This window comes from Burkholderia sp. BCC0044 (assembly GCF_902832955.1).
Lineage (GTDB): Bacteria > Pseudomonadota > Gammaproteobacteria > Burkholderiales > Burkholderiaceae > Burkholderia.
Genome location: NZ_CADFDO010000001.1, coordinates 735,165 through 757,702, shown reverse-complemented (window position 1 = coordinate 757,702; position 22,538 = coordinate 735,165). Strand labels below are relative to the sequence as shown.

Annotated in this window: 27 protein-coding genes and 2 pseudogenes; 18 read left to right on the top strand and 11 right to left on the bottom strand. The window is 66.6% G+C overall.

Annotation, left to right across the window (positions count from 1 at the left end; genetic code table 11):
- Positions 1 to 116 precede the first annotated feature (116 nt).
- A complete protein-coding gene (locus HWX14_RS03355) occupies positions 117 to 632 on the top strand; it encodes a GNAT family N-acetyltransferase (protein WP_175881538.1) in 516 nt (171 codons plus the stop codon).
- Positions 633 to 726: 94 nt separating this feature from the next.
- Here the strand turns inward: HWX14_RS03355 and HWX14_RS03350 are convergent, their stop codons facing one another.
- Positions 727 to 1,191, bottom strand: a complete 465-nt coding sequence (locus HWX14_RS03350) for a hypothetical protein (protein ID WP_175881537.1) — start codon at positions 1,189 to 1,191, stop codon at positions 727 to 729.
- A gap of 298 nt (positions 1,192 to 1,489) precedes the next feature.
- Here HWX14_RS03350 and HWX14_RS03345 point away from each other — a divergent pair, with 298 nt between their 5' ends.
- Positions 1,490 to 1,885 carry a hypothetical protein gene (locus tag HWX14_RS03345; protein WP_175881536.1) on the top strand — a complete coding sequence of 132 codons (396 nt, stop codon included), beginning with the start codon at positions 1,490 to 1,492 and terminating at the stop codon, positions 1,883 to 1,885.
- Positions 1,886 to 2,544: 659 nt separating this feature from the next.
- Here HWX14_RS03345 and HWX14_RS03340 read toward each other — a convergent pair.
- Positions 2,545 to 3,315: a DUF695 domain-containing protein gene (locus HWX14_RS03340; protein WP_175881535.1), complete on the bottom strand. Its 771-nt coding sequence runs from the start codon at positions 3,313 to 3,315 to the stop codon at positions 2,545 to 2,547.
- Between the two features lie 197 nt (positions 3,316 to 3,512).
- Between HWX14_RS03340 and HWX14_RS03335 the strand changes: the two genes are divergently transcribed.
- The 5 genes from HWX14_RS03335 to HWX14_RS03320 all read left to right on the top strand — a co-directional run bounded on the left by HWX14_RS03335 (position 3,513) and on the right by HWX14_RS03320 (position 6,123).
- Positions 3,513 to 3,821 (top strand): phosphatidylserine/phosphatidylglycerophosphate/cardiolipin synthase, encoded by a 309-nt coding sequence (locus tag HWX14_RS03335; protein WP_175881534.1) that lies wholly within the window; start codon positions 3,513 to 3,515, stop codon positions 3,819 to 3,821.
- Positions 3,822 to 3,861: 40 nt separating this feature from the next.
- Complete coding sequence (locus HWX14_RS36860; protein WP_347879816.1) at positions 3,862 to 4,110, top strand: hypothetical protein; 249 nt, start codon at positions 3,862 to 3,864, stop codon at positions 4,108 to 4,110.
- 103 nt (positions 4,111 to 4,213) lie between these two features.
- Positions 4,214 to 4,732 (top strand): aspartyl-tRNA synthetase, encoded by a 519-nt coding sequence (locus HWX14_RS03330; protein WP_175881533.1) that lies wholly within the window; start codon positions 4,214 to 4,216, stop codon positions 4,730 to 4,732.
- 181 nt (positions 4,733 to 4,913) lie between these two features.
- Positions 4,914 to 5,387, top strand: coding sequence for a VOC family protein (locus HWX14_RS03325; RefSeq protein WP_012328424.1), 474 nt, complete (start codon positions 4,914 to 4,916; stop codon positions 5,385 to 5,387).
- Between the two features lie 508 nt (positions 5,388 to 5,895).
- The gene (locus HWX14_RS03320) at positions 5,896 to 6,123 is read left to right on the top strand and encodes a hypothetical protein (RefSeq protein WP_175881532.1); all 228 of its coding nucleotides are present in this window, start codon (positions 5,896 to 5,898) and stop codon (positions 6,121 to 6,123) included.
- Positions 6,124 to 6,267: 144 nt separating this feature from the next.
- On the opposite strand, the gene HWX14_RS03315 is transcribed toward HWX14_RS03320, so the two are convergent.
- Together HWX14_RS03315 and HWX14_RS03310 are read right to left on the bottom strand one after the other, a co-directional pair.
- Positions 6,268 to 6,891: a phospholipase D family protein gene (locus HWX14_RS03315; protein ID WP_175881531.1), complete on the bottom strand. Its 624-nt coding sequence runs from the start codon at positions 6,889 to 6,891 to the stop codon at positions 6,268 to 6,270.
- 331 nt (positions 6,892 to 7,222) lie between these two features.
- Entirely contained in the window at positions 7,223 to 7,711 is a 489-nt protein-coding gene (locus HWX14_RS03310) for a helix-turn-helix domain-containing protein (protein ID WP_006476090.1), read from the bottom strand.
- Between the two features lie 92 nt (positions 7,712 to 7,803).
- Between HWX14_RS03310 and HWX14_RS36335 the strand changes: the two are divergent.
- The 4 genes and pseudogenes from HWX14_RS36335 to HWX14_RS03295 all read left to right on the top strand — a co-directional run.
- Positions 7,804 to 7,974 (top strand): annotated as a pseudogene (locus tag HWX14_RS36335) (RNA-guided endonuclease TnpB family protein); the annotation flags it as partial.
- Positions 7,957 to 8,094, top strand: coding sequence for a transposase (locus HWX14_RS36330; RefSeq protein ID WP_244130175.1), 138 nt, complete (start codon positions 7,957 to 7,959; stop codon positions 8,092 to 8,094). The pseudogene HWX14_RS36335 and the gene HWX14_RS36330, both read left to right, overlap by 18 nt.
- Positions 8,095 to 8,298: 204 nt before the next feature.
- Positions 8,299 to 8,736 (top strand): PaaI family thioesterase, encoded by a 438-nt coding sequence (locus tag HWX14_RS03300; protein WP_006484216.1) that lies wholly within the window; start codon positions 8,299 to 8,301, stop codon positions 8,734 to 8,736.
- 147 nt (positions 8,737 to 8,883) lie between these two features.
- Positions 8,884 to 9,936 carry an NADP(H)-dependent aldo-keto reductase gene (locus tag HWX14_RS03295; protein ID WP_175881530.1) on the top strand — a complete coding sequence of 351 codons (1,053 nt, stop codon included), beginning with the start codon at positions 8,884 to 8,886 and terminating at the stop codon, positions 9,934 to 9,936.
- Positions 9,937 to 10,023: 87 nt separating this feature from the next.
- Here HWX14_RS03295 and HWX14_RS03290 read toward each other — a convergent pair whose 3' ends face one another.
- Together HWX14_RS03290 and HWX14_RS03285 are read right to left on the bottom strand one after the other, a co-directional pair.
- A complete protein-coding gene (locus tag HWX14_RS03290; RefSeq protein ID WP_175881529.1) occupies positions 10,024 to 11,310 on the bottom strand; it encodes an MFS transporter in 1,287 nt (428 codons plus the stop codon).
- Between the two features lie 35 nt (positions 11,311 to 11,345).
- Complete coding sequence (locus tag HWX14_RS03285) at positions 11,346 to 12,767, bottom strand: M20 family metallopeptidase (RefSeq protein WP_175881528.1); 1,422 nt, start codon at positions 12,765 to 12,767, stop codon at positions 11,346 to 11,348.
- A 163-nt stretch (positions 12,768 to 12,930) separates the two neighbouring features.
- Between HWX14_RS03285 and HWX14_RS03280 the strand changes: the two genes are divergently transcribed.
- From HWX14_RS03280 to HWX14_RS03265, 4 genes are all read left to right on the top strand, one after another.
- Complete coding sequence (locus HWX14_RS03280) at positions 12,931 to 13,884, top strand: LysR substrate-binding domain-containing protein (RefSeq protein ID WP_175881527.1); 954 nt, start codon at positions 12,931 to 12,933, stop codon at positions 13,882 to 13,884.
- Between the two features lie 64 nt (positions 13,885 to 13,948).
- Entirely contained in the window at positions 13,949 to 15,079 is a 1,131-nt protein-coding gene (mnmH, locus tag HWX14_RS03275; protein ID WP_175881526.1) for a tRNA 2-selenouridine(34) synthase MnmH, read from the top strand.
- A complete protein-coding gene (locus tag HWX14_RS03270) occupies positions 15,076 to 16,134 on the top strand; it encodes a permease (protein ID WP_175881525.1) in 1,059 nt (352 codons plus the stop codon). Before mnmH ends, HWX14_RS03270 begins: the two co-directional genes overlap by 4 nt.
- Before the next feature lie 106 nt (positions 16,135 to 16,240).
- Positions 16,241 to 16,663 carry a hypothetical protein gene (locus HWX14_RS03265; protein ID WP_034174145.1) on the top strand — a complete coding sequence of 141 codons (423 nt, stop codon included), beginning with the start codon at positions 16,241 to 16,243 and terminating at the stop codon, positions 16,661 to 16,663.
- 44 nt (positions 16,664 to 16,707) lie between these two features.
- Here HWX14_RS03265 and HWX14_RS03260 read toward each other — a convergent pair whose 3' ends face one another.
- Together HWX14_RS03260 and nodI are read right to left on the bottom strand one after the other, a co-directional pair.
- Positions 16,708 to 17,541 (bottom strand): ABC transporter permease, encoded by an 834-nt coding sequence (locus tag HWX14_RS03260; protein ID WP_175881524.1) that lies wholly within the window; start codon positions 17,539 to 17,541, stop codon positions 16,708 to 16,710.
- Positions 17,542 to 17,547: 6 nt separating this feature from the next.
- Positions 17,548 to 18,462: a nodulation factor ABC transporter ATP-binding protein NodI gene (gene nodI, locus HWX14_RS03255; RefSeq protein WP_175881523.1), complete on the bottom strand. Its 915-nt coding sequence runs from the start codon at positions 18,460 to 18,462 to the stop codon at positions 17,548 to 17,550.
- A gap of 332 nt (positions 18,463 to 18,794) precedes the next feature.
- Between nodI and HWX14_RS03250 the strand changes: the two genes are divergently transcribed.
- Positions 18,795 to 19,292, top strand: coding sequence for a universal stress protein (locus HWX14_RS03250; RefSeq protein ID WP_011545343.1), 498 nt, complete (start codon positions 18,795 to 18,797; stop codon positions 19,290 to 19,292).
- 87 nt (positions 19,293 to 19,379) lie between these two features.
- Here HWX14_RS03250 and HWX14_RS03245 read toward each other — a convergent pair whose 3' ends face one another.
- The 3 genes from HWX14_RS03245 to lexA are packed head-to-tail and all read right to left on the bottom strand — an operon-like array spanning position 19,380 to position 21,137.
- Complete coding sequence (locus tag HWX14_RS03245; protein WP_175881522.1) at positions 19,380 to 20,099, bottom strand: DUF2939 domain-containing protein; 720 nt, start codon at positions 20,097 to 20,099, stop codon at positions 19,380 to 19,382.
- Positions 20,100 to 20,128: 29 nt separating this feature from the next.
- A complete protein-coding gene (locus tag HWX14_RS03240; RefSeq protein WP_011351892.1) occupies positions 20,129 to 20,464 on the bottom strand; it encodes a hypothetical protein in 336 nt (111 codons plus the stop codon).
- Positions 20,465 to 20,489: 25 nt separating this feature from the next.
- Positions 20,490 to 21,137, bottom strand: a complete 648-nt coding sequence (gene lexA / locus HWX14_RS03235) for a transcriptional repressor LexA (protein WP_006476077.1) — start codon at positions 21,135 to 21,137, stop codon at positions 20,490 to 20,492.
- On the opposite strand from lexA, the pseudogene HWX14_RS36855 reads away from it, so the two are divergent.
- Positions 21,108 to 21,224: pseudogene (locus tag HWX14_RS36855) on the top strand (sodium:proton symporter); the annotation flags it as partial. The gene lexA and the pseudogene HWX14_RS36855 overlap by 30 nt on opposite strands.
- A 177-nt stretch (positions 21,225 to 21,401) precedes the next feature.
- A complete protein-coding gene (locus tag HWX14_RS03230) occupies positions 21,402 to 22,439 on the top strand; it encodes a sulfate ABC transporter substrate-binding protein (RefSeq protein WP_069621441.1) in 1,038 nt (345 codons plus the stop codon).
- The last annotated feature ends 99 nt before the right edge of the window (positions 22,440 to 22,538 follow it).

The window sequence follows — 22,538 nt, the reverse complement described above, 5'->3', positions numbered from 1 at the left end:
TTTTGCCCACGTGCCGCGCCCCGACGATGAGCCCTGCGAAATGCATCCCGCGAAGCACGGTATATTTTGCGCAGACACATGCCGATCAAGAGAAGCAGCACAAGGAGTGGCTACCGATGCCGGACACCCGGACCATACTGCGCGACGCGACGCCCCACGACGCGAACCACATCGCTCGCCTGCACACGCTGAGCTGGCAAACCGCCTATAGCCACATCCTTCCGGCCACCTATCTGTCCGACGAGGTGCCGACGGAGCATGCGATCCGGTGGCGCAAGTATTTCGATCGCGACGAGAGCGAGTGGGGCCTCGTGCTGATCGCCGAGTCGAACGGCGAGCCCGTCGGCTTCGTCAGCGCCGAGCGCCCCGTCGATCCGGCGCTGGGTGTGCTGCTCGACTGCCTGCACGTTCATCCTTCGCATCACGGCAGCGGCACGGGCAAGCGCATGATCGAAGCCGTTCGCGCATGGGCCCGGTCGATCGGCGTGGACAAGGTCCATCTGCAGGTACTGGAGGGCAACGTGCGTGCGATCGGGTTCTACGAACACAACGGCTGGCAATGGGTTGGTGTCGAAACGAGCCGCATCGGCCAGACGGAAGTCGCCGACCGGATTTACGCGATCCAGGCTTGAATGCTTGCCGGCATCGATGCGAGCGACGGCAAGCGAGTGCAACGGCGCCTGGCTGCTATGGAAGCGCCCGGTGAAAGCCGAACGGACTTTGTCGTCACTCGCCGCAATACCGCACGAGCAAATCGGCTTCGGTCTCGTGGATTTCGACGGGCAAGATCGTCGCACCGGCATAGGCGAGATAGCGCGCGCGATGCTGGCCGTTACGGAACGATGCGACGCCGATTTTCGACAGGCCGGGAATGCCGAACAACGTCCGCGTTCTCGTCTCGCGAAATGTGATGAACGGCATGTCCGGAATCCGGTCCCGGTCCGGATTGAGGAATTCGCGAATGCCCGCGGCTTTTCCGGGCGCCCAGTACTGAACCGACGGCAGCACGTAGTCGGTGGTGTCGCGGTCGGCGCAGGCCAGCAGTTTCTTCAGGTCGATCGTTACGACCCGATGTCGAGAGTCGTCGGACGAGAATACCCGCTTGAGGTGTGTGTAGGCATAGGGAGCGTGCCCGGGAAGCTGGACGATCCAGACGTCTACGCCGCCTTGTCGTGCGAGAGCGAGCGTCATTATTTCCTCTGGTGGCGCAAGCGGTTTTCTTTGTGATTCGAGTTTAGCAGCGCGATTGCGGCTACGGAGCAGGTCGATGCAGGAAACAGGAAAACGGAGCGACTGACGGCTCAACCGGCGAAAAGAACGAAGGCGGTCATACGCTGACGGTCCATATCGACAGGCCGCGAGAATATCGCGATACTGCCGGCGAGAATGAAGCCCGGCGCGACATTCACGCAAGATTCACGCTGTATCGCGAAGCACGTCAGGCGCCAAGCATCATGAAAATCGAGCGGACACATTGAACGGAGAAGCCGTGCCATCGAAACTCGAGATCGAATATCTCGATTACCGTTTCACGGCAACGCTCGAAATCACGGAGTCCGGCCGTACCGCCGTTGTCGACAGGCAGCTCGAATCCGAAGTGCGCAGCAAGGCGCTCGGGTGGATCGTGTTCGATCGTTTTCTCGAGCGAAACGATTTCGCCGATGAGGCGGACGCGCGCGCCAATCTCGTCGGCTGGCTGGAGCGGCTTGTCGATCCGAGGCCCGTCGCATCGGCCGAGATTGCGAAGGCGAGCGCGGTGGCAGCCGGCGCGGTGGCGGCGGATGCGTCGACAGCAGAAATCGTCGGTGACGCCGCTATCGAAATCGTCAGCAATCTCGACTGGATCGATATGGTTTCCGATTGGTTTTCCAGTGGCTCGTTATAGCGACGAACTCGTGTTTTCATGACGCAGATCATTGTGCGCGCGAAATTCCGAACAAAAAGACGCGATGGAAATCGCATCGTGCGAAAAAAATAGAATAATCCTGCTTTGACAATATCCACGGCTTACCGGAAACTGCGCCCGGAACTGAAAAGTCGACTCGAATTAAAACAAAATAAAACGCCGGAATGAAAAGACGAACGCCGTCGACCGGCTCGCCGTCAGCGAGGCCGGCGAGCAATGCGTCGCGCTTGAATCACGACGGTATTCGCCGGCATACGAGCATGCCGGTCGCCGTCACGTCGTCACTAAAGGGTGAGTTGCCGCACAGACCGTCGCGCGACCCGCGATCACAATTTGACCGGTTGACCGTTCTTCCCCGGCCCGGTCAACCATTTCCCCGCTCGCTCGTGCAGGAGCGGGGGCTTTTTGCCCCCCGACGCCGGAAGGCTGCGTCGGCGGAACCGGACAGGCGTTCGGCGGGCTGCGCGACGGCATTCGTTCGCACCCCGACATCCGTTCGCCCGATCCGCACGAATCGCTTTCCTCGTGCCTGAGCGAACCCTCAGGCCCATCGCCGGTTCTTGCCGGCGATGCCTTGATCCCGGCGGCGCGCAACAACGCTGCCGGGATGTTTTTTGCGTCGCATGCGCGACGTCACGTCACGCGCCACGGGCATGGGGCTCAGCTCCCCCCGCCTGTTCGACGCTCGTTTCCCATCCGTCGTAGTCCCCGCCGAGCGCGCGTATCTCGCGATTGAGCGCGATCGTATGGCGCGTGATGTCGGCGAGCGTCATCGTGCCTTCGTGCGAAAACCGCACCGCCGACTTGCCGTCCTCGGTCGGCGCGACCGATTCGACCGGATAGCCTTTCGCTTCGGCCCAGTCCGCGAACTGGTGCGCGTCGCTCGGGTCGGGGAAGTACGCCCAGTGCATCACGCGCCGGCTCACGTCGGGCGCGTCGCCTTGCTGCCGCAGCGCATCCAGCGTGCGCATGTCGCGCATGATCAGCCAGTCGTCGTCGGTCGGGTAGAGCGTCTGCCAGTATGTCGTCTTGTCGGGGTCGTCCTGATGGGCGTACTGAAGCGCATAGGTCGTCTGGTCGGCCAGCGAGTCGACGATCTCCCCGGCCGCCTCTTCGTCGAACGGCACGTAGAAAAGAAAATCCCGGTTGCCGTCGACGGTGATCCGGCCGACCTGCACGCCGCCTTTCGCGGTGATCGCGGCGTCGAGCAGATCTTCGATCTTCGCGAGATCGGCGAATTCGTCGCCGGTCGGCAGACCTTCGGGCGACGGATGCGCGAAGGGGACGCGCACGCTGAGCAGCGACGTGCGCGGATCGCCTTCGGCGATTTCCGCAAAGCCGTGGTTGAAGCTGATGAAAGCCTGATGGTCGCCCATTCTGGCAGGGAAGGTTCCCCAGGCGTCGCTCATGTGTTTCTCCCGTACACGATTGTCTGTTGACGGTTGCAAAGCGTCCCAATGTATCATCGAAAATCGGGTTGGCCGGCGCCGCACACATGAAGCCGCGCACACGGTCGCGGGCCGTGCGCGCCGCGCAGGCGAGGTCCGGGCTGTTCGTCGCCCGCCGCTTGCATGCGGCAGGCCGCAAAAATTCAAAGGAGATGCCGATGTCGACGTTTGCGGTGAATGGTGTCCGAATCGATCCGCTCAGCGCGCGCGTGACGCACGTGCGCTGGGCGGCCGTGAACCCGGCCGATCGCTCGTGGGCGGCGACGCCCCGCGAGGCCCCGGTGGCGGACGTGGCGCGCGCGCTCGCGTCCGGTAACGATGTTCGCGTGATCTTCTCGGCGTCGGACACCACCGCAATCGGGCCCAGGCTGAAACGCGTGCTGTATCGCGACGCGTCGGAAGGCATCGAGCTCGACATCGATGCAACGAACGAGTCGCGCACGTTGCGCGATCTGCCGCAGATCTGACTGCGAGCCGTTACCCGAACCGAATCGCACGAACGCGCTCATGACCATGCCCAGATCCGCCATCGCCCCGCTGGCATTCGCGCTTTGTCTGGCGCTTGCCGCCTGTCAGACCGCATCCGGGCCTGCGCCCGTGCAACCGTCGCCCGAGACGGCGTCGGCGACCGTTCCTGCCTCGTCGCCGCCGGCCGCGCCGATTCGCGGCATGGGCGTCGCGCCTCATCTGGCCGGGCAGAGCCACTGGGCGACCGGTGAATGTACGACCAACGGTACCGTCAAGGTATGCAATTGACCGACGTCGGCGCAACGGCGCGTGCTTCGCGCAAACGGGATCGGCATCCCGGCGTGCCGCCCGCGCCGATGGGCCGGCGGCCGTCGACACGAGCCGGCGAGCAATGAACGACGAACGCGAAACGACGGATTCCGGCTGGCACGTCGATCCCGTCGCGGGAACGGTCACCGGCGCGTTGCCGGTGACGCTGGCGGTCGACAGCCGCAGCCTGAAAAGCAGGGCGGTCGTGTGCGCGGCGCTGGCCGCGGCGAGCCTGGGCGGTTATGTGGCCGCGCCGACGCTCTGGCCGGTGGCGGCGCTGGCCGCGTTGCTGGGGCTGGCCAGTGCCGCGTTGTTCGTCTCGTCGCGGCGCAAGCTGGCGCTGCAGGTCGACGAGACGGGTTTCCGGCTGATCGGTTCCGCCCGCGAAAAACCCGTCACGCCGTGGCGCGACGTCACTGAATTCCGGATCGTCAGCGTCGCCGGAAATCGTTACATCGGCTATCAGTTCTCCGCCCATTCGTCGCGCACGAAGGTGCCGGGCGGCGTGATGCTGCCGATTGCCCGGTTTGCCGATCTTCCGCTCGACGCGGTGGCCGCGTTGCTGGAGGCCTGCCGACGGCAGTTCGGCCTGCCGGACTAGCCGGCCGACCGAGCTGGCGAGGCCCGATGGGGCGCACTGCGCACCGCGTCGCTCGACCCAACAAAAAAATCCCGTGTGCCGTGTCGATTTCCGCGGGAGTCGTCCGTCGTAGCATCGGAGGCGTGCGCATCGCGCGTCCGTCCCGATTTTCGATACGACAACCGACTGAAGGAGCGACACCATGCCCACGTCCGTGAAGCCGATCCCGGAAGGGATGCGCACGCTGACCCCGCATCTGATCTGTGCGGGCGCAACCGCGGCCATCGATTTCTACAAACGCGCATTCAATGCGACCGAACAGTTTCGCCTCGCGATGCCCGACGGCCGGCTCGCGCATGCGTGCCTTGCGATTGGCGATTCGACGCTGATGCTGGTGGATGAAATGCCCGAGCACGGTGCGCTGGGCCCGAAGGCGCTGAAAGGCACGCCCGTCTGCCTGCATCTGTACGTGCCGGACACCGATGCGGCGATCGCGAAGGCGGTCGAAGCCGGCGCGACGGTCACGATTCCGGCCGCCGACATGTTCTGGGGCGATCGTTACGGGCAGGTCGAGGATCCGTTCGGGCATCGCTGGTCGCTGGCGACGCATCAGCGCGACCTGACGCCCGAGCAGATCGCGGACGCAATGGCCAGCGCGCCGCCCTGCGGCAGTTGAACCGGCGCCGTCGCACGACCGCGGCCGGGCGGCAGCGCGGCGGCTTGATCCGGCGCGCCGGCCTGGCTCATCCGCGGGTCATGCGCCGGCCGTCCTGCCGCGCGGCTTGTGTTCGTCCATCCGGCGATCGGCCGATGCTAGTCGGTCGGCCGCGGTGCGATGGCGTGCCGGATCATCGGCAACGTGGCGGACCGAGCTGCCTCGTCGGCCGGTTTCGGTGCGATTTGCGTGAGCCTTGTCTCTTGTCTCTTGTCTCTTGTCTCGTTGGCCAGGTCGGTCCATGGTTCGTACGTCGAACTGTGTTGCGCATGGTTCGATGCGTCGCCTCGCTGCGCGTCCCGCCGCGGCGGTGATCGGGCTCGTGAGCGTCGGTGAAGATGCGGTAAGAAGCGGGTGTCATCGGCCCGTGTTTCGTCCCGATGCGGAATCGGACGGGCGATACCTCAAGGTGCGCGTCGCCACGCCGTAAACAGGACGAGACCAATCATTCATCGCCTCCCATCGCACCATGGTTCGAATTCTGTACGCGGGCTATCTCGCGTTTGCGCTGTATCTCATTTACCCGCTGGTTCAGAACACGCTGATGTTCAGCACCGATTGCGTGCGCAGCGTGCTGCCGATGGGCGACCCGGGCTCGTCGGCGAATTCGGCCAGCGGGGTGGACGGGCACGTGAACCGCTGTGTGTCGAACACGCATGCCGGCGCAGCGACCGGGCGCGTGCCTGACATCCATTGAACGCGGCGGCGTCGCGCGTGACGGGCGCTTCGCGACGCGGCGCACTGGCCATTCGGCCGAATTGAACATCGCGCCATGCTCGCCGATCATCTGCAACACGGTGACGCGAATGTGAGCGGTGGAGCGGCGAGCGCGTGTCGCGCGTCAGTAGCTGGAGCGGTACGGCGTGCCCTGGTCGAAGCGGCTTTGCCAGTGCGTGAGGTAGCGCGACGCGAGTTGCGGATTGTTCCAGACCACGACGACGTTCTCGGAGTTGCGGCTCGCCGCCGACGCACTGTAGTTGAACGAACCCGTTTCGACGTGCTCGGCGTCGATCACGAGGTACTTGTCGTGATGGATCGCATAGGCGTCGATCGTGCGCGTCGGGATGCCCGCGTTGACGAGCAGGTTCAGTGCCTGCTTGCTGCTCTTCGCGCGGTTGCCCTTGTCGTCGACCACCACCGCGACATTGACGCCGCGGCGCTTGGCGGCAAGCAGCGCGCGTGCGACGGGCGGCGACGTGAACGAGTAGGCGGCGACCCGGATCGAGCTGCGCGCTGCGCCGATCGCTTTCAGTACGAGCGCCTCGGCGCCGCCGTCGGGCGAGAACGCCGATTCGACGACCTGGGTCGCGGGTGCTTCGTGAGTGGGAGCCGGCAGCCATCGCGACACGAGATCGATCGCTTGCTGGAGCAGCGATTCGCTTTGCGTCTTGCCGAAGGCGGCGAACGGGGTGGCGAGCAGGGAAGCGGCGAGACAGGCGGCAGCGAGGCGATTGCGCGGCAACATCTTGGACAGCGAATAATTTCGAGACAGCGGGCCGTGAGTGTAACGCACGCATGGCGGCCCGGTCACGTGCGGATGCGAAGCGAGGGCGTGCGCAGGGATTGGCAGCGGTGGACAGGGTGACGCAAAGTTGCGTTATGCAGCCGGTGCGGGCGAGCGGGCGATCAACGCACAGCGATAGTGCCGGCGATGGCCGGCGATTGCGTTTGCCGTTGCAGCGCACGGGCGTGCGAACGATGCGTGCCCCGGCGGGCGGACTGCCACTCGATGCGGCTTGTGGCCCAAACGTATGTCTAGCAGGCGCGTCCGAACGACATCCGCGCGCAACGTATCGTCAATCCGTGGATGCGGACGCCTCGGTCCCGTCGGACGCAATCCATCCGGGCCCCGGCTCGGGCTGCACGTCGCGTGCGTCGAGCGGTTCGCCGCACGCCGAGCATACGGTGACCGCGTGCATCAGTTGCCCGCAGGCCCGGTGGCGCAATTGCACCGGCGGCCCCTGGCCGTCGTCCTTCCAGCGATCGCCCCACGCCATCAGCGCGAGCAGGGCCGGGTAGAGATCGAGGCCCTTTTCCGTCAGCCGGTATTCGAAGCGCGGAGGGCGCTCCTGATACGCGCGCTTCACGAGCACGCCTTCGTCGACGAGCCGCGCGAGCCGTTCGGCCAGCACGTGGCGCGTCAGGCCAAGCTGGGCCTGGAACGCGTCGAAGCGGCGGCAGCCGAGGAATGCGTTGCGCAGGATCAGCATGGTCCAGCGGTCGCCGAGCACGGCGAGCGTGCGCGCGACCGAACAGTTCAGCGTGCCGATGTCATCCCATTTCATCAGTTGCTCCGAGAAACCCCGTCCTTCAGGACGGGGAGGAAAGGAGCGCCGCTGTTGACAGGCAGCTTCTTCCACGGGTTAGGATCACCGGCATGATTCTTGTCTATCGCTACCGTGTGAAGTCGCTCAACGGACTGCTTAACAAGCAGAGCCGCGCGGTGAACTACGTCTGGAACTTCTGCGATGACACGCAGAAGCACGCGCTGCAGTGGAACAAGAAGCGGCCGACCGGTTTCGACCTGAACGTGCTGACGACCGGCAGCAGAATAAGAGAGTGGGCCTGTAGTGACTGTGGTGTCGAGCATGATCGTGATATCAACGCTGCGTTGAACATTCTCCGATGCGGACGTGCATCGCCAGGTGTGGGAATCCTCCCCCTTTAGGAAGAGGAGGACGTCAACGTCGAGTCTCTTGCCTGTTGCGGCGGTCTTGCGGCGGTTCAGCGAAATAGCGGGTTCGATTATAGAACCCGCCTTCGGTTGCAACGGGCCCGGTCGCGTTGACAACGACCGGTCTCGCTGACAATAATGAGTTCCAATTTAGAACTTACTCGCGCGGCGACGCGCTTTCAACCCGGAGACAACCCGATGAATCCGCTTTCCCTGTCTGGCCTCGACCTGCTGCGTGCCGCCGTGTCGGGCGACGCGCCCCTTGCGTCGATTTCCGAGACGATCCCGATGCGTCCGCTCGACGTCGAGCTCGGTTACGTGAAGTTTTCGGCGCGGGCGGACGGCCGGCACCTGAATCCGCTGGGCGGCGTGCACGGCGGGTTCGCCGCGACGGTGCTCGATTCGGTCACGGGGTGCGCGGTGCATTCGATGCTCGACGCGGGCGTCGGTTACGGCACCGTCGATCTGCACGTGAAGATGCTGCGGCCCGTGCCGCGCGACGTCGACCTGATCGCGGAAGGGCGCGTGATTCACCTGTCGCGTTCGCTGGGCGTCGCCGAGGGCACGCTGAAGACGCCGGACGACAAGATCGTCGCGCATGCGTCGGCGACCTGCTTCATCCAGCGGCCGCAGTGACGAAGGGCGGCGGGGCCCTCGTCCGGGCCCGGGCGTGAGCGCACGGGGCAGCGCCGAAGGCCGCTTGTAAGCATGCGCGTCGCCCAACTGAAGCCGTCGCTTCAATGTGATAGCGTTCCTGCTTTCCACCGACGCGACAGGAACAGCATGGAATACCGCACACTCGGCGATTCGGGCATCGAGGTCAGCCTGATCGGTCTCGGCACGATGACGTGGGGCGAGCAGAATTCGGAGCGCGACGCGCACGAGCAGATCGACTACGCGCTCGGGCAGGGCGTGACGCTGATCGACGCCGCGGAGATGTATCCGGTGCCGCCGAAGCCCGACACGCAGGGCCGCACCGAGCAATACATCGGCACCTGGATCGCGCAGCATCGCGCGCAGCGCGAGCGCATCGTGCTCGCGACGAAGATCGCGGGGCCGGCGCGGCAGCCGCACAATCCGCGCCATATTCGCGGCGAGGGCAACCAGTTCGACCGCAAGAACCTGACCGAAGCGCTCGACGGCAGCCTCAAGCGTCTGCAGACCGACTACGTCGATCTGTACCAGTTGCACTGGCCCGATCGCAGCACGACCACGTTCGGCCGGCCCGCGTATCCGTGGGTCGACGACGCGTACACGGTGCCGATCGAGGAAACGCTCGGCGTGCTCGCGGAATTCGTGAAGGCCGGCAAGGTGCGTGCGATCGGCGTGTCGAACGAAACGCCGTGGGGTGTCGCGCAGTTCCTGCGCGCGGCCGAGAAGCTCGGGCTGCCGCGGATCGCGAGCATCCAGAATCCGTACAGCCTGTTGAACCGCACGTTCGAAAACGGGCTGTCGGAATTCACGCATCGCGACGGCGTCGGCCTGCTCGCGTATTCGCCGCTCGCGTTCGGCTGGCTGTCCGGCAAGTACGAGAACGGCGCGCGTCCGGCCGGCGCGCGCATCACGCTGTTCGAGCGTTTCCAGCGCTACAGCAAGCCGCAGGCGGTCGACGCGACGTCGCGTTACGTCGCGCTCGCGCGGCGACACGGGCTGTCGCCCGCGCAACTGGCGCTCGCGTTCGTCAACAGCCGCCCGTTCGTGCGCAGCAACCTGGTCGGCGCGACGTCGCTCGAGCAGTTGAAGGAGAACATCGGCAGCATCGACGTGACGCTGTCCGACGAGATCCTCGCCGAGATCGACGCGCTGCACGAACAGCAGCCGAACCCGGCGCCGTAAACGGCGCGCGGCCCGCGCGGCAGCGATGCCGCGACGGGCCGCGATCGGTTGCATCGACGGCGCATCGCCGCGCCGTCGTTTCTCGCGTCAACGCATCTTCAGCCGCGTGCGCGCAACGAACAGCGCGGCGAGGCTCAGCAGCGCACATCCCATCAGGTAGAGCGCCGGCGACAGCCGGTTGCCGGTCGTGCTGATCAGCCAGGTGATGACGAACGGCGCGAAGCCGCCGAACAGCGTGACGCCGGTGTTGTAGCTGACCGCGAGCCCGGTGGCGCGTGTCTGCGCCGGGAACAGTTCGGCCATCAGCGCCGGCAGCGCGCCGCAGTACATCGCCTTCAACGCGCCGATCCAGACCAGTGCGGCGAGCATCGTCGCGAACGACGCGTGGCGCGTGAGCCATGCGAACGTCGGCCATACGGTGACCAGCATCAGCACGGCCGCGACCGCCATCATGCGGATCCGCCCGGTGCGGTCGGACAGGTGGCCGACGACCGGCGTGACGAGCGTCAGCACGAAGCCGGTCGCGAGCGTCGCCGCGAAGCCCGTCGATGCCGGCAGCCCGAGCTGCTTGATCGCATAGGTCGGCATGTACAGGATCATGTAGTTGATCGCGGTCGAGATCACGAGCGCGCCGATCGATAGCAGCAGCCGCAACTTCTGGTCCGCGAACAGCTCGCGCACCGGCGCTTCGGAGCGCGCCTGCGTCTTGAACTCGATGCCTTCGTCGACGTAGCGGCGGATGTACAGCCCGACCGGGCCGATCGCGAGGCCGAACAGGAACGGCACGCGCCAGCCCCAGCTTTCGAGTTGCGCGGTGGTCAGCGTGGCCGTCAGCAGCGCGCCGAAGCCCGACGCGAGCAACGTCGCGAGGCCCTGGCTCGCGAACTGCCAGCTCGACATGAAACCGCGCCGCTGCGGCGCGTGCTCGACGAGGAACGCGGTCGAACTCGCGAATTCGCCGCCCGCGGAAAAGCCCTGCATCAGCCGCGACAGCATGATCCCGAGCGGTGCGAGCATGCCGATCGATGCGTAGGTCGGCATCAGCGCGATCAGCAGCGTGCCGACCATCATCATCGCGATCGACAGCAGCAGCGATGCCTTGCGGCCCGCGCGGTCGGCATACGCGCCGAGCACGAAGCCGCCGATCGGCCGGATCAGGTAGGACAGCCCGAACGTGCCGAGCGTCAGCATCAGCGACGTCGCTTCGCTCGTGGCCGGGAAGAACAGCTTGGCGATCGTGACCGCGAAGAAGCCGTAGACGATCAGGTCGAACCATTCGAGCGCGTTGCCGATCGACGCGGCGAAGATGATGCGGCGGATTTTCGCGGCGCTGGGGCGCGCGGCGTCCTGCGCGGTGAGGGTGGTCGTATTCATCGTGTGTGCAGGTCCCGTGAAAGGGGCGAAGCGCGTTACAGGGCGGCGCCGGCCGCGGCGGATGCCGCGCGGCGAACGGGCGGCGCGTCGTCGCCGAGATCCCAGAAGAGGCCGGCCATCATCTGCAGCCCCTCGCTGACGACGCTCGCGAGCAGATGCTCGTCGGGTGCGTGCTGCGAGCACGCCGGGTACGAGTGCGGCACCCACAGCGTCGGCAGCCCGAGCGTGTCGGCGAACACTTCGTTCGGCAGCGTGCCGCCGAGATTCGGCAGGATCGCGGGCTTCTTGCCGGTGGTGCGCGCGAGCGACGCGACGGCCCAGCGGACCCACGGATCGTCCGGCGGCACGCGCGTCGCCGGTGCGCCGCGTTCGACGTCGATCTCGACGTCGGCGAAGCCGTGCGCATCGAGGTGCGCGCGCAGGTGCGCCTGCAGCGCTTCCCAGTCGGTGCCGACGACGAAGCGCAACTGGCAGTGCGCATACGCGACGGGCGGGATCGCGTTGACGGGATGCTCCGGATTGCCGGCCTTGAACGCGAGGATCTCGAACGTGTTCCAGCCGAACACGCGCTCGGCGGCGGACAGGCCGGGCTCGCCCCAGTCGGCGTCGAGCGCCGGGTCGCCGGGGCCGCCGCCGACGGAAAGATCGGCGAGCGCGTCGCGCACCGCGGCCGGGATCGGTGGCGGGCGCAGCCCCGCGACGCGAATCGCGCCGCGCGCGTCGACGAGGCTCGCGAGCGCATGCGCGAGCACGATCGCCGGGTTGCGCAGCAGCCCGCCCCAGTTGCCGGAGTGATGCGCGCCGTCGCGGGCGCGCAGGCTCAGCCTGAAGTTGACCGCGCCGCGCGAGCCGAGGAAGACCGTCGGGCGCGCGGCGGCGATGCGCGGGCCGTCGGACGCGATCAGCACGTCGGCCGCGAGCGCGTCGCGCTCCTGGCGGCACAGAGCGTCGAGGCCCGGGGACCCGGTTTCCTCGCCCATCTCGATCAACAGCTTCGCGTTGAAGCCGAGCCGGCCGCCGCGCGCGTCGAGCACGCTCGCCAGCGCGGCCAGGTTGATCGTGTGCTGGCCCTTGTTGTCGGCGCTGCCGCGGCCGTACCAGCGCTCGCCGTCGGCCGTCAGTGTCCACGGCGACAGCGGCGCGCGCCACTGCGCGTCGTAGCCGCGCACGACGTCGCCGTGGCCGTAGATCAGCACGGTCGGCAGCGCGTCGTCTTCGTGGCGCGACGCGAGCAGGAACGGGCCGCCGCCGTCGACGGGGTTGTCGACGATCCGCGACGTGAAGCCGAGGCGGGCGGCCTCGGGCGCGATTTCGTCGGTCAGATAGGCGCGCAGCGCGGCTTCGCTGCCGCTTTCCTGGCTTTCGGTGCGCAGGCCGACGCGGCGGCTCAGGGTCGTGAAGAACGCACCGGATTCGAACTGGTTCAGCGCGTGCTGGATGGCGGCGGTACGGCTCAAATCGTGTCTCCTCGGTCGGGTTCGCTGCGCGCGGGCCGCGCAGGCAACGTGAAGTGCGATCGATTCTAGAAAGCCGGTTTTTTTGTCACAATGATCGAATTTCGAACCTTTCTTTGCCGAAAAGGCAAAGCAGCGCGGCCGGATGCGGCGCGGAGACAGAACGATGGCGGCTTTCCTGCATGGCCTGGGGTTGCGGTATTTCGTCGAGGTGGCGCGTACCGGCTCGATCAGCGACGCGTCCGCGCGGCTGCACGTGGCCGTGTCGGCGATCAGCCGCCAGATCGCGAAGCTGGAGAGCGAGCTCGGCGCGCCGCTGTTCGAGCGGCGACCGCGCGGGATGGCGTTGTCGGAGGCGGGCGAGCGGTTGCTGGCGTTCGCGCAGCGCAGCCTGCTGGAGGCCGAGCACGTGATGAAGGACATCGGCGGGCTCGACGCGCTGCACGGCAGCCTGCTGAAGATCGCGTGCTCGGAAGGGTTTGCGATCGACTTCCTGCCTGCCGTGCTCGCGAGCTTCAAGGCCCGCCACCCGGGCGTCGATTTCACCGTGTGGGTCGTATCGCCGGCGGACGCGACCCGGCGCGTGCGCGACGGCGATGCGGACATCGCATTGACCTTCAGCCTCGCGCCGGAGAAGGGCGTGCGCGTCGACCACACCGAGCGCGCGCCGGTCTTTGCGCTGGTCCGGCACGATCACCCGCTCGCGGCCCGCAATGCGGTGTCGCTCGCCGATGTCGCGCCGCACGCGCACGTGCTGCCCGAGGCCGGCACGACGGTGCGCCAGCTGATCGACATCGCATGCGCGCTCGACGGGCTGCTGCTCGAGCCCGAGCTGACGAGCAACAACACCGCGGCGATGTACGGCTACGCGCGCCGCACGGGCGCGGTGATGTTCACGGGGCTGCTGTCGGTGCGTGACCGTTCCGAGGCGGACGGGTTCGTCGTCGTGCCGATGACGAACCCGCAACTGCGCGAACGCAGCATCCAGGTGCAGACGATGGCCGGGCGCGATCTGCCCGCGTCGGTGCGCGCATTCCGCGATCATCTGATCGACGCGATGCAGGCCGCCTCGCCGCCGCCGACCGCCGCGCGAGGCCCGGGACGCCGGGCCGTGAGATAATCGTCAATCCGCCTTCCGTGCCCATGCGGCTCCTCGAGCCGCATCGCCCCTGTTCGACGCCAAATTGAAGAACCTGATTGTCACCCTCGATCGCGCCGGCGAGTTCGACGAGATCATCGACGTGCGCACGCCGCTCGAGTTCGCCGAGGACCATATCCCCGGCGCGCTGAACGCGCCCGTGCTCAGCAACGAGGAGCGCGTGCTCGTCGGCACGATGTATCGCCAGGTGTCGCCGTACGAGGCGACGCGCGTCGGCGCGGCGATCGTCGCGCGCAACATCGCGCGCCATCTCGACACGACGTTCGCCGACCGGCCGCGCAACTGGCGGCCGCTGATCTACTGCTGGCGCGGCGGCAAGCGCTCGGGCTCGATGACGACCTGGTTCAACCTGATCGGCTGGAAGGCGCGCCAGCTCGACGGCGGCTACAAGGCATACCGGCAGTCGGTGTGCGCGACGCTCGACTCGCTGCCGACGCGCTTTCGCTACATCGCGCTCGTCGGCCATACGGGCTGCGGCAAGACGCGGCTGCTGAACGCGCTGCGCGACGCGGGCGCGCAGACGCTCGATCTCGAAGCGCTCGCATGCCATCGCGGCTCGCTGCTCGGCGCGCTGCCGGGCAAGCCGCAGCCGAAGCAGAAGGGGTTCGATTCCGGGCTCGTCGAAGCGCTGGGGCGTTTCGACCCTCAATGGCCGGTGTTCGTCGAATCGGAAAGCCGCAGGATCGGGCTCGTGCAGTTGCCGATCGCGCTGATCGAAGCGTTTCACGCGGGGCCGTGGGTGCAGGTCGAAGCGGCGCACGACGAGCGGATCGCGTTCCTGCTCGACGATTACGCGCACCTGTTCGACGAACCGGACGCGTTCAAGGCGCAGCTTCATCGGCTGATCGGCCTGCACAGCCGCGAAGAAGTGACACGCTGGAACGGGCTGATCGATGCCGGCGCGCGAGCTGATTTGTTCACCGAACTGATCGACAGGCATTACGATCCCGCCTACGCGCGCACTTACCGCGCGACGTACAACAAGCCGAACCGCGCGCTGACCTTCACGTTCCGGCCCAACGCGGCCGACGTGCGCGAGCAGGCGCGCCGGCTGCTGGCCGAACTTGCGCAAGCCGGGTTGCCCGCATCGGCCGCGCTCGCCGCCGGCACGCCATCCGAAACCGACCAAGACCCATCAACGACCACCACACGATGACGACCACACGCACTCAACCGAATCCGGCCCTCGGCTGGATGACCTTCCTGCTGATCGCGGTCGCGGGGCTGTTCTATGTGAAATGGTTCCCGTACTACAACAAGGCGTTCGTTGCCGCCGAGCATCATTCGATCGGCCAGTCGATCCTGATGGGCACGTCGGCGGCCGCGCCCGAGCCGTCGCTGAAGGCGGCGCTCGACTACGCGTGGGCGTACGGCAAGGCGATCTGGCAGGCGATGGTGCTCGGCCTGCTGCTCGGCTCGGCCGTGCAGGCGCTGCTGCCCGCGCACTGGGTGGCGCGCGTGCTCGGCCGCACGGGGTTCGGCAGCGTCGCCGCGGGCGGGCTGCTGTCGCTGCCCGGGATGATGTGCACGTGCTGCGCGGCGCCGGTCGTCGCGGGCCTGCGGGCGCGCCATGCGTCGCCGGGCGGCGCGGTCGCATTCTGGCTCGGCAATACGGTGCTGAACCCGGCCGCGCTGGTGTTCATGGGCTTCGTGCTCGGCTGGCACTGGAGCGCGCTGCGCCTCGTGCTCGGCATCGCGATGGTGTTCGGGATCGGCTATCTGCTGAACCGCATCGCGCGTCCCGAAGACCGCAGCATCGACGATGCGCAGCTCGCCGCGCTGGCGGCCGAGCAGGCCGCGGCCGGCAATCCGTTCGTCCGCTGGATGAAACTGCTCGCGCGCATGGCCGTGCGGCTCGTGCCCGAATACATCGTGCTCGTGCTGCTGCTCGGCGCCGCGCGCGCGTGGCTGTTTCCGCATATCGGCCCGGACATCGGCAATCATCTCGGCTGGATCGTCGCGTTCGCGGTCGCGGGCATGCTGTTCGTGATCCCGACGGCCGGCGAGGTGCCGATCATCCAGGCGATGCTGTCGCTCGGCATGGGCGTCGGTCCGGCCGCCGCCTTGCTGATGACGCTGCCGCCGATCAGCGTGCCGTCGCTCGCGATGCTCGCGCGTTCGTTCAAGCCTTACATGCTGGCGATCGTCGCGACGCTCGTCGTCGCGTTCGGGATCGCGAGCGGCTTGCTCGCGATCGCGTTCGGGTTCTGACGACGCGGGCGACACGCCGGCCCGGCGCAATCGTCGCATTCGTATTCACCCGGCGCCGCCGCTTCACGCGTGCGGCGCCCTTTACAAGAAGCAAACAGGAAAACGCATGACCCAACCGAAGATTCATCCTCGACTCGAAAAGGCGCTGACGCGCGGCGATCTCGCGATCCGCCAGGCCAATTCCGCGCGGGCGACTGCCGTGCTCAACGCACTCGGCACGATGATCATCGAGGCTTCCGCAACGATCGGCGTCGAGGCCAGCATCGACATTCCGCAAGGCGATCGCATTTACGATCCGGTCAACGGCCTGTGGCCGCAGAAGATGCTGGTGTCGTTCGACGGCCCGGTGGACGAAGCCGACAAGGAAGAGCTGCGCACGGTCTATCTGGTGGCCGACGATCCGGGCACGCAGTTCCGCGTCGAATGGCATCGCGCGGACGGCAAGCTCGGCCGCCAGGAAGGCGGCCCGCTCGCGACCGTCGCGTTCCTGACCGACGTCGAAATTCCGTGGAGCGACGACGACGAATAACGTCGTCGCATGAAGCTGGCGCCCGGTGCCCGGCGCGCCGGCCGTCAGCGCATCATCCGGCGCCGGAACAGCCACGCGGACAGCAGGAACCCGCCGACCGCGTAGCCGGCGAGCACCGCGACGTGCAACGCGACGTCGGTCGCCGGCCGGCCGAGCATCGCAGGCCGGATCAGCTCGACCGCGTTCGCGAGCGGCAGCGCGTGCGCCGCGTGCTGCGCGAGCGGCGGCAACTGCGTGATCGGGAAGAACACGCCCGACAGCAGCAGCATCGGCGTCAGCACGAGCGTCTGATAGAACATGAAGAAATCGTAGGACGGCGCGAGCGCCGTGACGATCATCGCGATGCTGGCGAACGCGAGGCCGGCCAGCGCGATCACGGGCAGCGCCGCGAGCATCGACGGAAACTGCGCGTAGCCGAGCCCGCCCGCGACGAGCATGATCGCGCCCCCCGACAGCATCGCCTTGCTGGCTGCCCAGACGATCTCGCCGAGCACGATGTCGCCGAGCGCGAGCGGCGTATGCATGATCGCTTCCCACGTGCGCTGCACGTGCATCCGCGAGAAACCCGAATACATCGATTCAAAGCTCGCGGACATCATCACGCTCGAGCCGACCGTGCCGGCCGCGAGGAACGCGATATACGACACGCCGTCGACATGGCCGAGCATCAGGCCGAGCCCGAAACCCAGCCCGAACAGATAGATCATCGGATCGGCCAGATTGCCGAACATCGACGCGAGCGCGAGCTTGCGCCACACGAGATAGTTGCGCCGCCAGACGGCGACCCAGTTGCTGGCGTTCGCCGGCATCGCGATCGCAAAGCGCGATTCGCGCGGCGGAGCCGACGGCGTGGTGGCGGAATAGTTGCGGACGTCCATGGTCGATCAGTCCTGCATCTCGCGGCCCGTGAGCCGCAGGAACACATCCTCCAGATTGGCCGGACGATGCAGATAGCGCAACCCCGTGCGGCCCTTGAGTCGTGCGCTGACCGGTTCGGGGTCGGTCACATAGCAGAACAGCGTCTCGCCGCTGATCTCGGTGTGCTTCGCGAATGCCGACAACTCGTCGCGTAGCGCGGCCGGATCGGGCCCGTAGATCTCGATCACGTCACAGCCGATCTCCGATTCGATCAGCGCGTGCGGCGCGCCTTCGGCGATCTTGCGGCCTTCCTCGATCACGCACAGCCGATCGCACAGGCGCTCGGCTTCCTCCATGAAATGCGTGGTGATCAGGATCGTCTTGCCGCGCGCGAGCAGCGAACGCAGCCGCTCCCACATCAGGTGCCGCGCCTGCGGATCGAGGCCCGTCGTCGGCTCGTCGAGCACGAGCACGTCGGGGTCGTTGACGAGCGCGCGGGCGAGCGTGAGGCGGCGCTTCATGCCGCCCGACAGCTCGCCGACCTTTGCATCGGCCTTGTTTTCCAGCTTCGCGAATTCGAGCAGCGGCGGCACGAGCGCGCGTGCGGCCTGCGCCGACATCCCGAAATAGCGGCTGAAGACGAGCAGGTTTTCACGGACCGTGAAGTCGGGGTCGAGGTTGTCGAACTGCGGGACGACGCCGACCCGCCGGCGTGCATGTCGCGCACGCGATGGAACCGGTTCGCCGCACAGTGAAATGGTGCCCGCATCGGGATGCGCGAGGCCGAGCAGCATCTTCAGCGTCGTGGTCTTGCCGGCGCCGTTCGGCCCGAGCAGGCCATAGCATTCGCCGGCCTTCACGTTGAAGGACAGACCGTTGACGACGAGCTTGTCGCCATAGCGCTTTTCGACGTTGCGTAAATCGATCGGTGCGACGGACATGGGCGTGTTGTCGTTGTAAGCGGGCGCGTTCCGCTGCTCTGTGCGTGGCCGGTGTGCGAACGGATCGCGCGAATGCGTGTCACACGGGCATGGCCGAAGCATACGACGCCGGCACGAGGCAGCCCGCTGGCGATGGAACGGGCCATTCTAGTGCATCGGCTGCCTCGCTTCAGGGCATGCCTGCACGGTGCGATGCAAGTGCGCGCCGATCGTGCACCGCATCATCGCGCACGCGCCGCACGGGGCGAATCAGCGTTTTCCATCCCTTGCGTCCTGAATTGCGGCGCACCATGATGAATGCGTAGGGTTCGTTGTCGCGATAGGGAGGCTTCATGGCTAGCTACAACAAGATTTTGCTGTGTTACGACGGCACGCTCGAAGGGCGCAAGGCGCTGCGTTACGGCGCCAATCTCGCAATGGACCTCAAGGCCGAAACACATTTGCTGTCGGTCGTCGACATGCGTTCGAGCATTGCGCAAAGCGCGGGTTTGCTGACCGATGTCGCCTGCGGCCGCTTCGAGGAAACCGCGCGCGAAATCCTGCAGGAAGGCGTGAACTGGCTGCGCGAGCGCGGCGTCCAGGCCGAAGGCCATTTTGCGTTCGGTTACCCGATCGACGAAATCGCGAATCTCGCGTCGGAATTGAAGGTCGATCTCGTCGTCGTCGGCCACCGGTGCCGCAGCGGATTGTCGAGATGGTGGATGGGGTCGGGCAATACGCAACTGCTCGATCGCGTGAACTGCAGCATCCTGGTCGCGTGTTCGTCGGCGGAAGAGCAGAAGGCCGAAATTGCGCGCGAGCGCGAAGCGGCCATCGCGAACGGCCAATGATCTAAAAGCTGGATGACCGCCTGACCGGCAATGCGTGCCGGTCAGGCATCGCACTGCATCGGCGGTGCGCACGTCGAGCACGGCCTGCTATGCATGCAGGTCGATCCCGGACAATTTCCACGAGAACAGCCCGAAGCGGTGGAAGATCGCCGCATAGCGCGTGCCATCGGCGCTGCGCTGGTACGTCACGACGAATTCATCGATATTTCGGTAGCCCGCGCTAGTTTGCTGCTGGCGCGGCGCTGGCGTTGCTTCGCTCGGGCTGGCCGGTGCGGTGGGCGCCGGTGCCGGCGACGATGCCGCCGAAGCGGCCGCGTTGTCGCCCGGTACGCCGGCGCTTGCCTGCGCTGGATTGGCGGGCGGTGCGGCAGGCGGGTTGCCGGGCGCATTGCCTGCTGGCGGCTGGTTCGACCACTCAGGCGGACGCTCGCCCGGATTGCCGCGCGGCGGCAATCCGCTCATCAGCGCGGCGACGCCTTCCGGGGTCGCGTACGCGTCGACCAGCGGGCCGATCAGCGCGGACCCGATCAGCGCGCCCAGCACCGCGAACGGGTTGTTCTTCTTCACGGCGTCGATCCGGCGCATCAACTCTTCCGTGACCTGCTGCTTCAGGCTGATGCGCAGCGACGGAAAGTCGACGTACTCGCTGATCGCCTGCGCATCGCGCGCATCGATCGCCGATTTCAGGCGACCGAGCGCGACATACGGCGACGCGTACGCATAGCCGAGCGCCCCAATCAGGGCGACGACCAGCGCGACGATCAGCAGGGGCTTGAGTCGCCATGCGCGGCGCGACGATCCAGTCACGTTGCCTCCGGTGCGGGAAGGTTCCGCAATCAGAGACCGCCCGGCGTGGCCGATCGTTCCTCTGCGATGCAGTGATCGATCATCCGGCACACGGCATCGATCGTGCCCACCATGATCAGGCGCGACCGGCCGTGATAGACGCGCACCGGCGCGCGGCGCGCGGGTTCCGCGTGATTCAGGCCGGCGTTCAGCGAGACCCGCGCGAACGCGGGGAGCGCTGACGGCAGCAGGGACGCCTGCCGTTCGACTGCGACTTCTTCTTGCACTGGCGCCGCCGCGGACAGCGGTGCGCAGGGCGTGCGGCCGCGCAGATGACGCAGGCGACCGAATTGACGGAAAGGCAGCAGGCGGGCAAGGCGTTCCATGATGTTCTCCTGGCGAGACGGAATGTCAGAGTTCGCCCGAGCGAATCAGCCCGACGGCGATGCCTTCCAGCGCGAAATCCGCGCTGCCGGCCTTGACGAAGATGTTTTCGTAATCCGGGTTCTCCGCGATCAGCTCGAGGCCGCCCGGCCGGCGCATCAGGCGCTTGACCGTGACGTCGTCGCCGAGACGCGCGACGATGATCTGGCCGTCCTTCGCTTCCGTGCGCTTCTGCACGGCGAGGAGGTCGCCGTCGAGAATGCCGGCGTCGCGCATCGACAGGCCGCGCACCTTCAGCAGATAGTCGGGCTTGCTGGTGAACAGCGCGGGATCGCACGCGTAATGCTGCGAGATGTGCTCCTGCGCGAGGATCGGGCTACCGGCCGCGACGCGGCCGACGAGCGGCAGCGACAGTTGCATCAGGCCGGCGTGCGGCAGCGTGAACTGGTGCGGGGCGTCGTCGATGCCGAGCAGCCGGATGCCGCGCGATGCGCCGGCCGCCAGCTCGATCACGCCCTTGCGCGCCAGCGCGCGCAGGTGCTCCTCGGCCGCATTCGGCGAGCTGAAGCCCAGTTCGGCCGCGATCTCGGCACGGGTGGGCGGGAATCCGGAGCGCTCGATCGCGCGACGGATCAAGTCGAACACTTGCTGCTGACGGGCGGTGAGTTTGGTCATGGCTCAACTGTATGGATAGACAGTGAGCTGTATTTTTATACAGTACTTGGTGAATTTCAAGTGTTACTTGAGGTTCGACGCGATCGCGCCGGTTCGGGCGTGATTTCGCGACGTCCAAACGCCGGTTTGTCCGCCGCAACCGTCCATCCCGTCTGCGTTAGCACTTTTGAGTATTAAAAAATAAGGAACGATTATTTTTAATCATGTAACCCGTTCGATAGACTGGCCCGACATCGCAATACCGACAACACTGGAGAACCAAGGATGGCGAAGCGCAATACGGGGCTGGTGGGCGGAGTGGGCCGCCTGATCGCAACACTCGCGCTGGGCGCGGCGGCGGCGCTGGGCGTCGCGACGCATGCCCAGGCCGATACGACCTTCCTGAACGTGTCGTACGACCCGACGCGCGAGCTGTATCAGGATTTCAACCAGGCGTTCGGCAAGGAGTGGAAGGCGAAGACGGGCGAAACCGTCAACTTCAAGCAGTCGCACGGCGGTTCGGGCGCGCAGGCGCGCTCGGTGCTCGACGGCCTGCAGGCCGACGTCGTCACGCTGGCGCTGGCGTACGACATCGATGCGCTCGCGAACAAGGGGCTCGTGAACAAGGATTGGCAGAAGCGCCTGCCCGATAACGCGTCGCCGTACACGTCGACGATCGTGTTCCTCGTGCGCAAGGGCAATCCGAAGGGGATCAAGGACTGGGACGACCTGACCAAGCCGGGCATCTCGATCGTCACGCCCAACCCGAAGACCTCGGGCGGCGCGCGCTGGAACTACCTGGCCGCATGGGCATACGCGCTGCACAAGCCGGGCGGCAACGAGCAGACGGCGAAGGAATTCGTCACGAAGCTCTACAAGAACGCAGGCGTGCTCGATTCGGGCGCGCGGGGCGCGACGACGAGCTTCGTGCAGCGCGGGATCGGCGACGTGCTGATCGCATGGGAAAACGAGGCATTCCTGTCGGTCAAGGAATTCGGCACCGACAAGTTCGAGATCGTCGTGCCGTCGGTGAGCATCCTGGCCGAGCCGCCCGTCGCGGTGGTCGACAAGGTGGTCGACAAGAAGGGCACGCGCAAGCTGGCCGAGGCGTACCTGAACTACCTGTACAGCCCGCAGGGCCAGGAAATCGCGGCGCGCAACTACTACCGGCCGCGTTCGAAGAACGTGCCGGCGGAGCTGACCAAGCAGTTCCCGAAGCTGAAGCTGTACACGGTCGACGACACGTTCGGCGGCTGGACGAATGCGCAGAAGACGCATTTCGCGGACGGCGGCGTGTTCGATTCGATCTACAAGCCGCAGTAACGCCATAACGACAAGCGGCGCGCCACGACAGCGCGCCGCATCCCCGACGGGCCGCCGGCGCGATTCACTGCGCCGGCGTTTGCGTCGGACCCGTGAGCA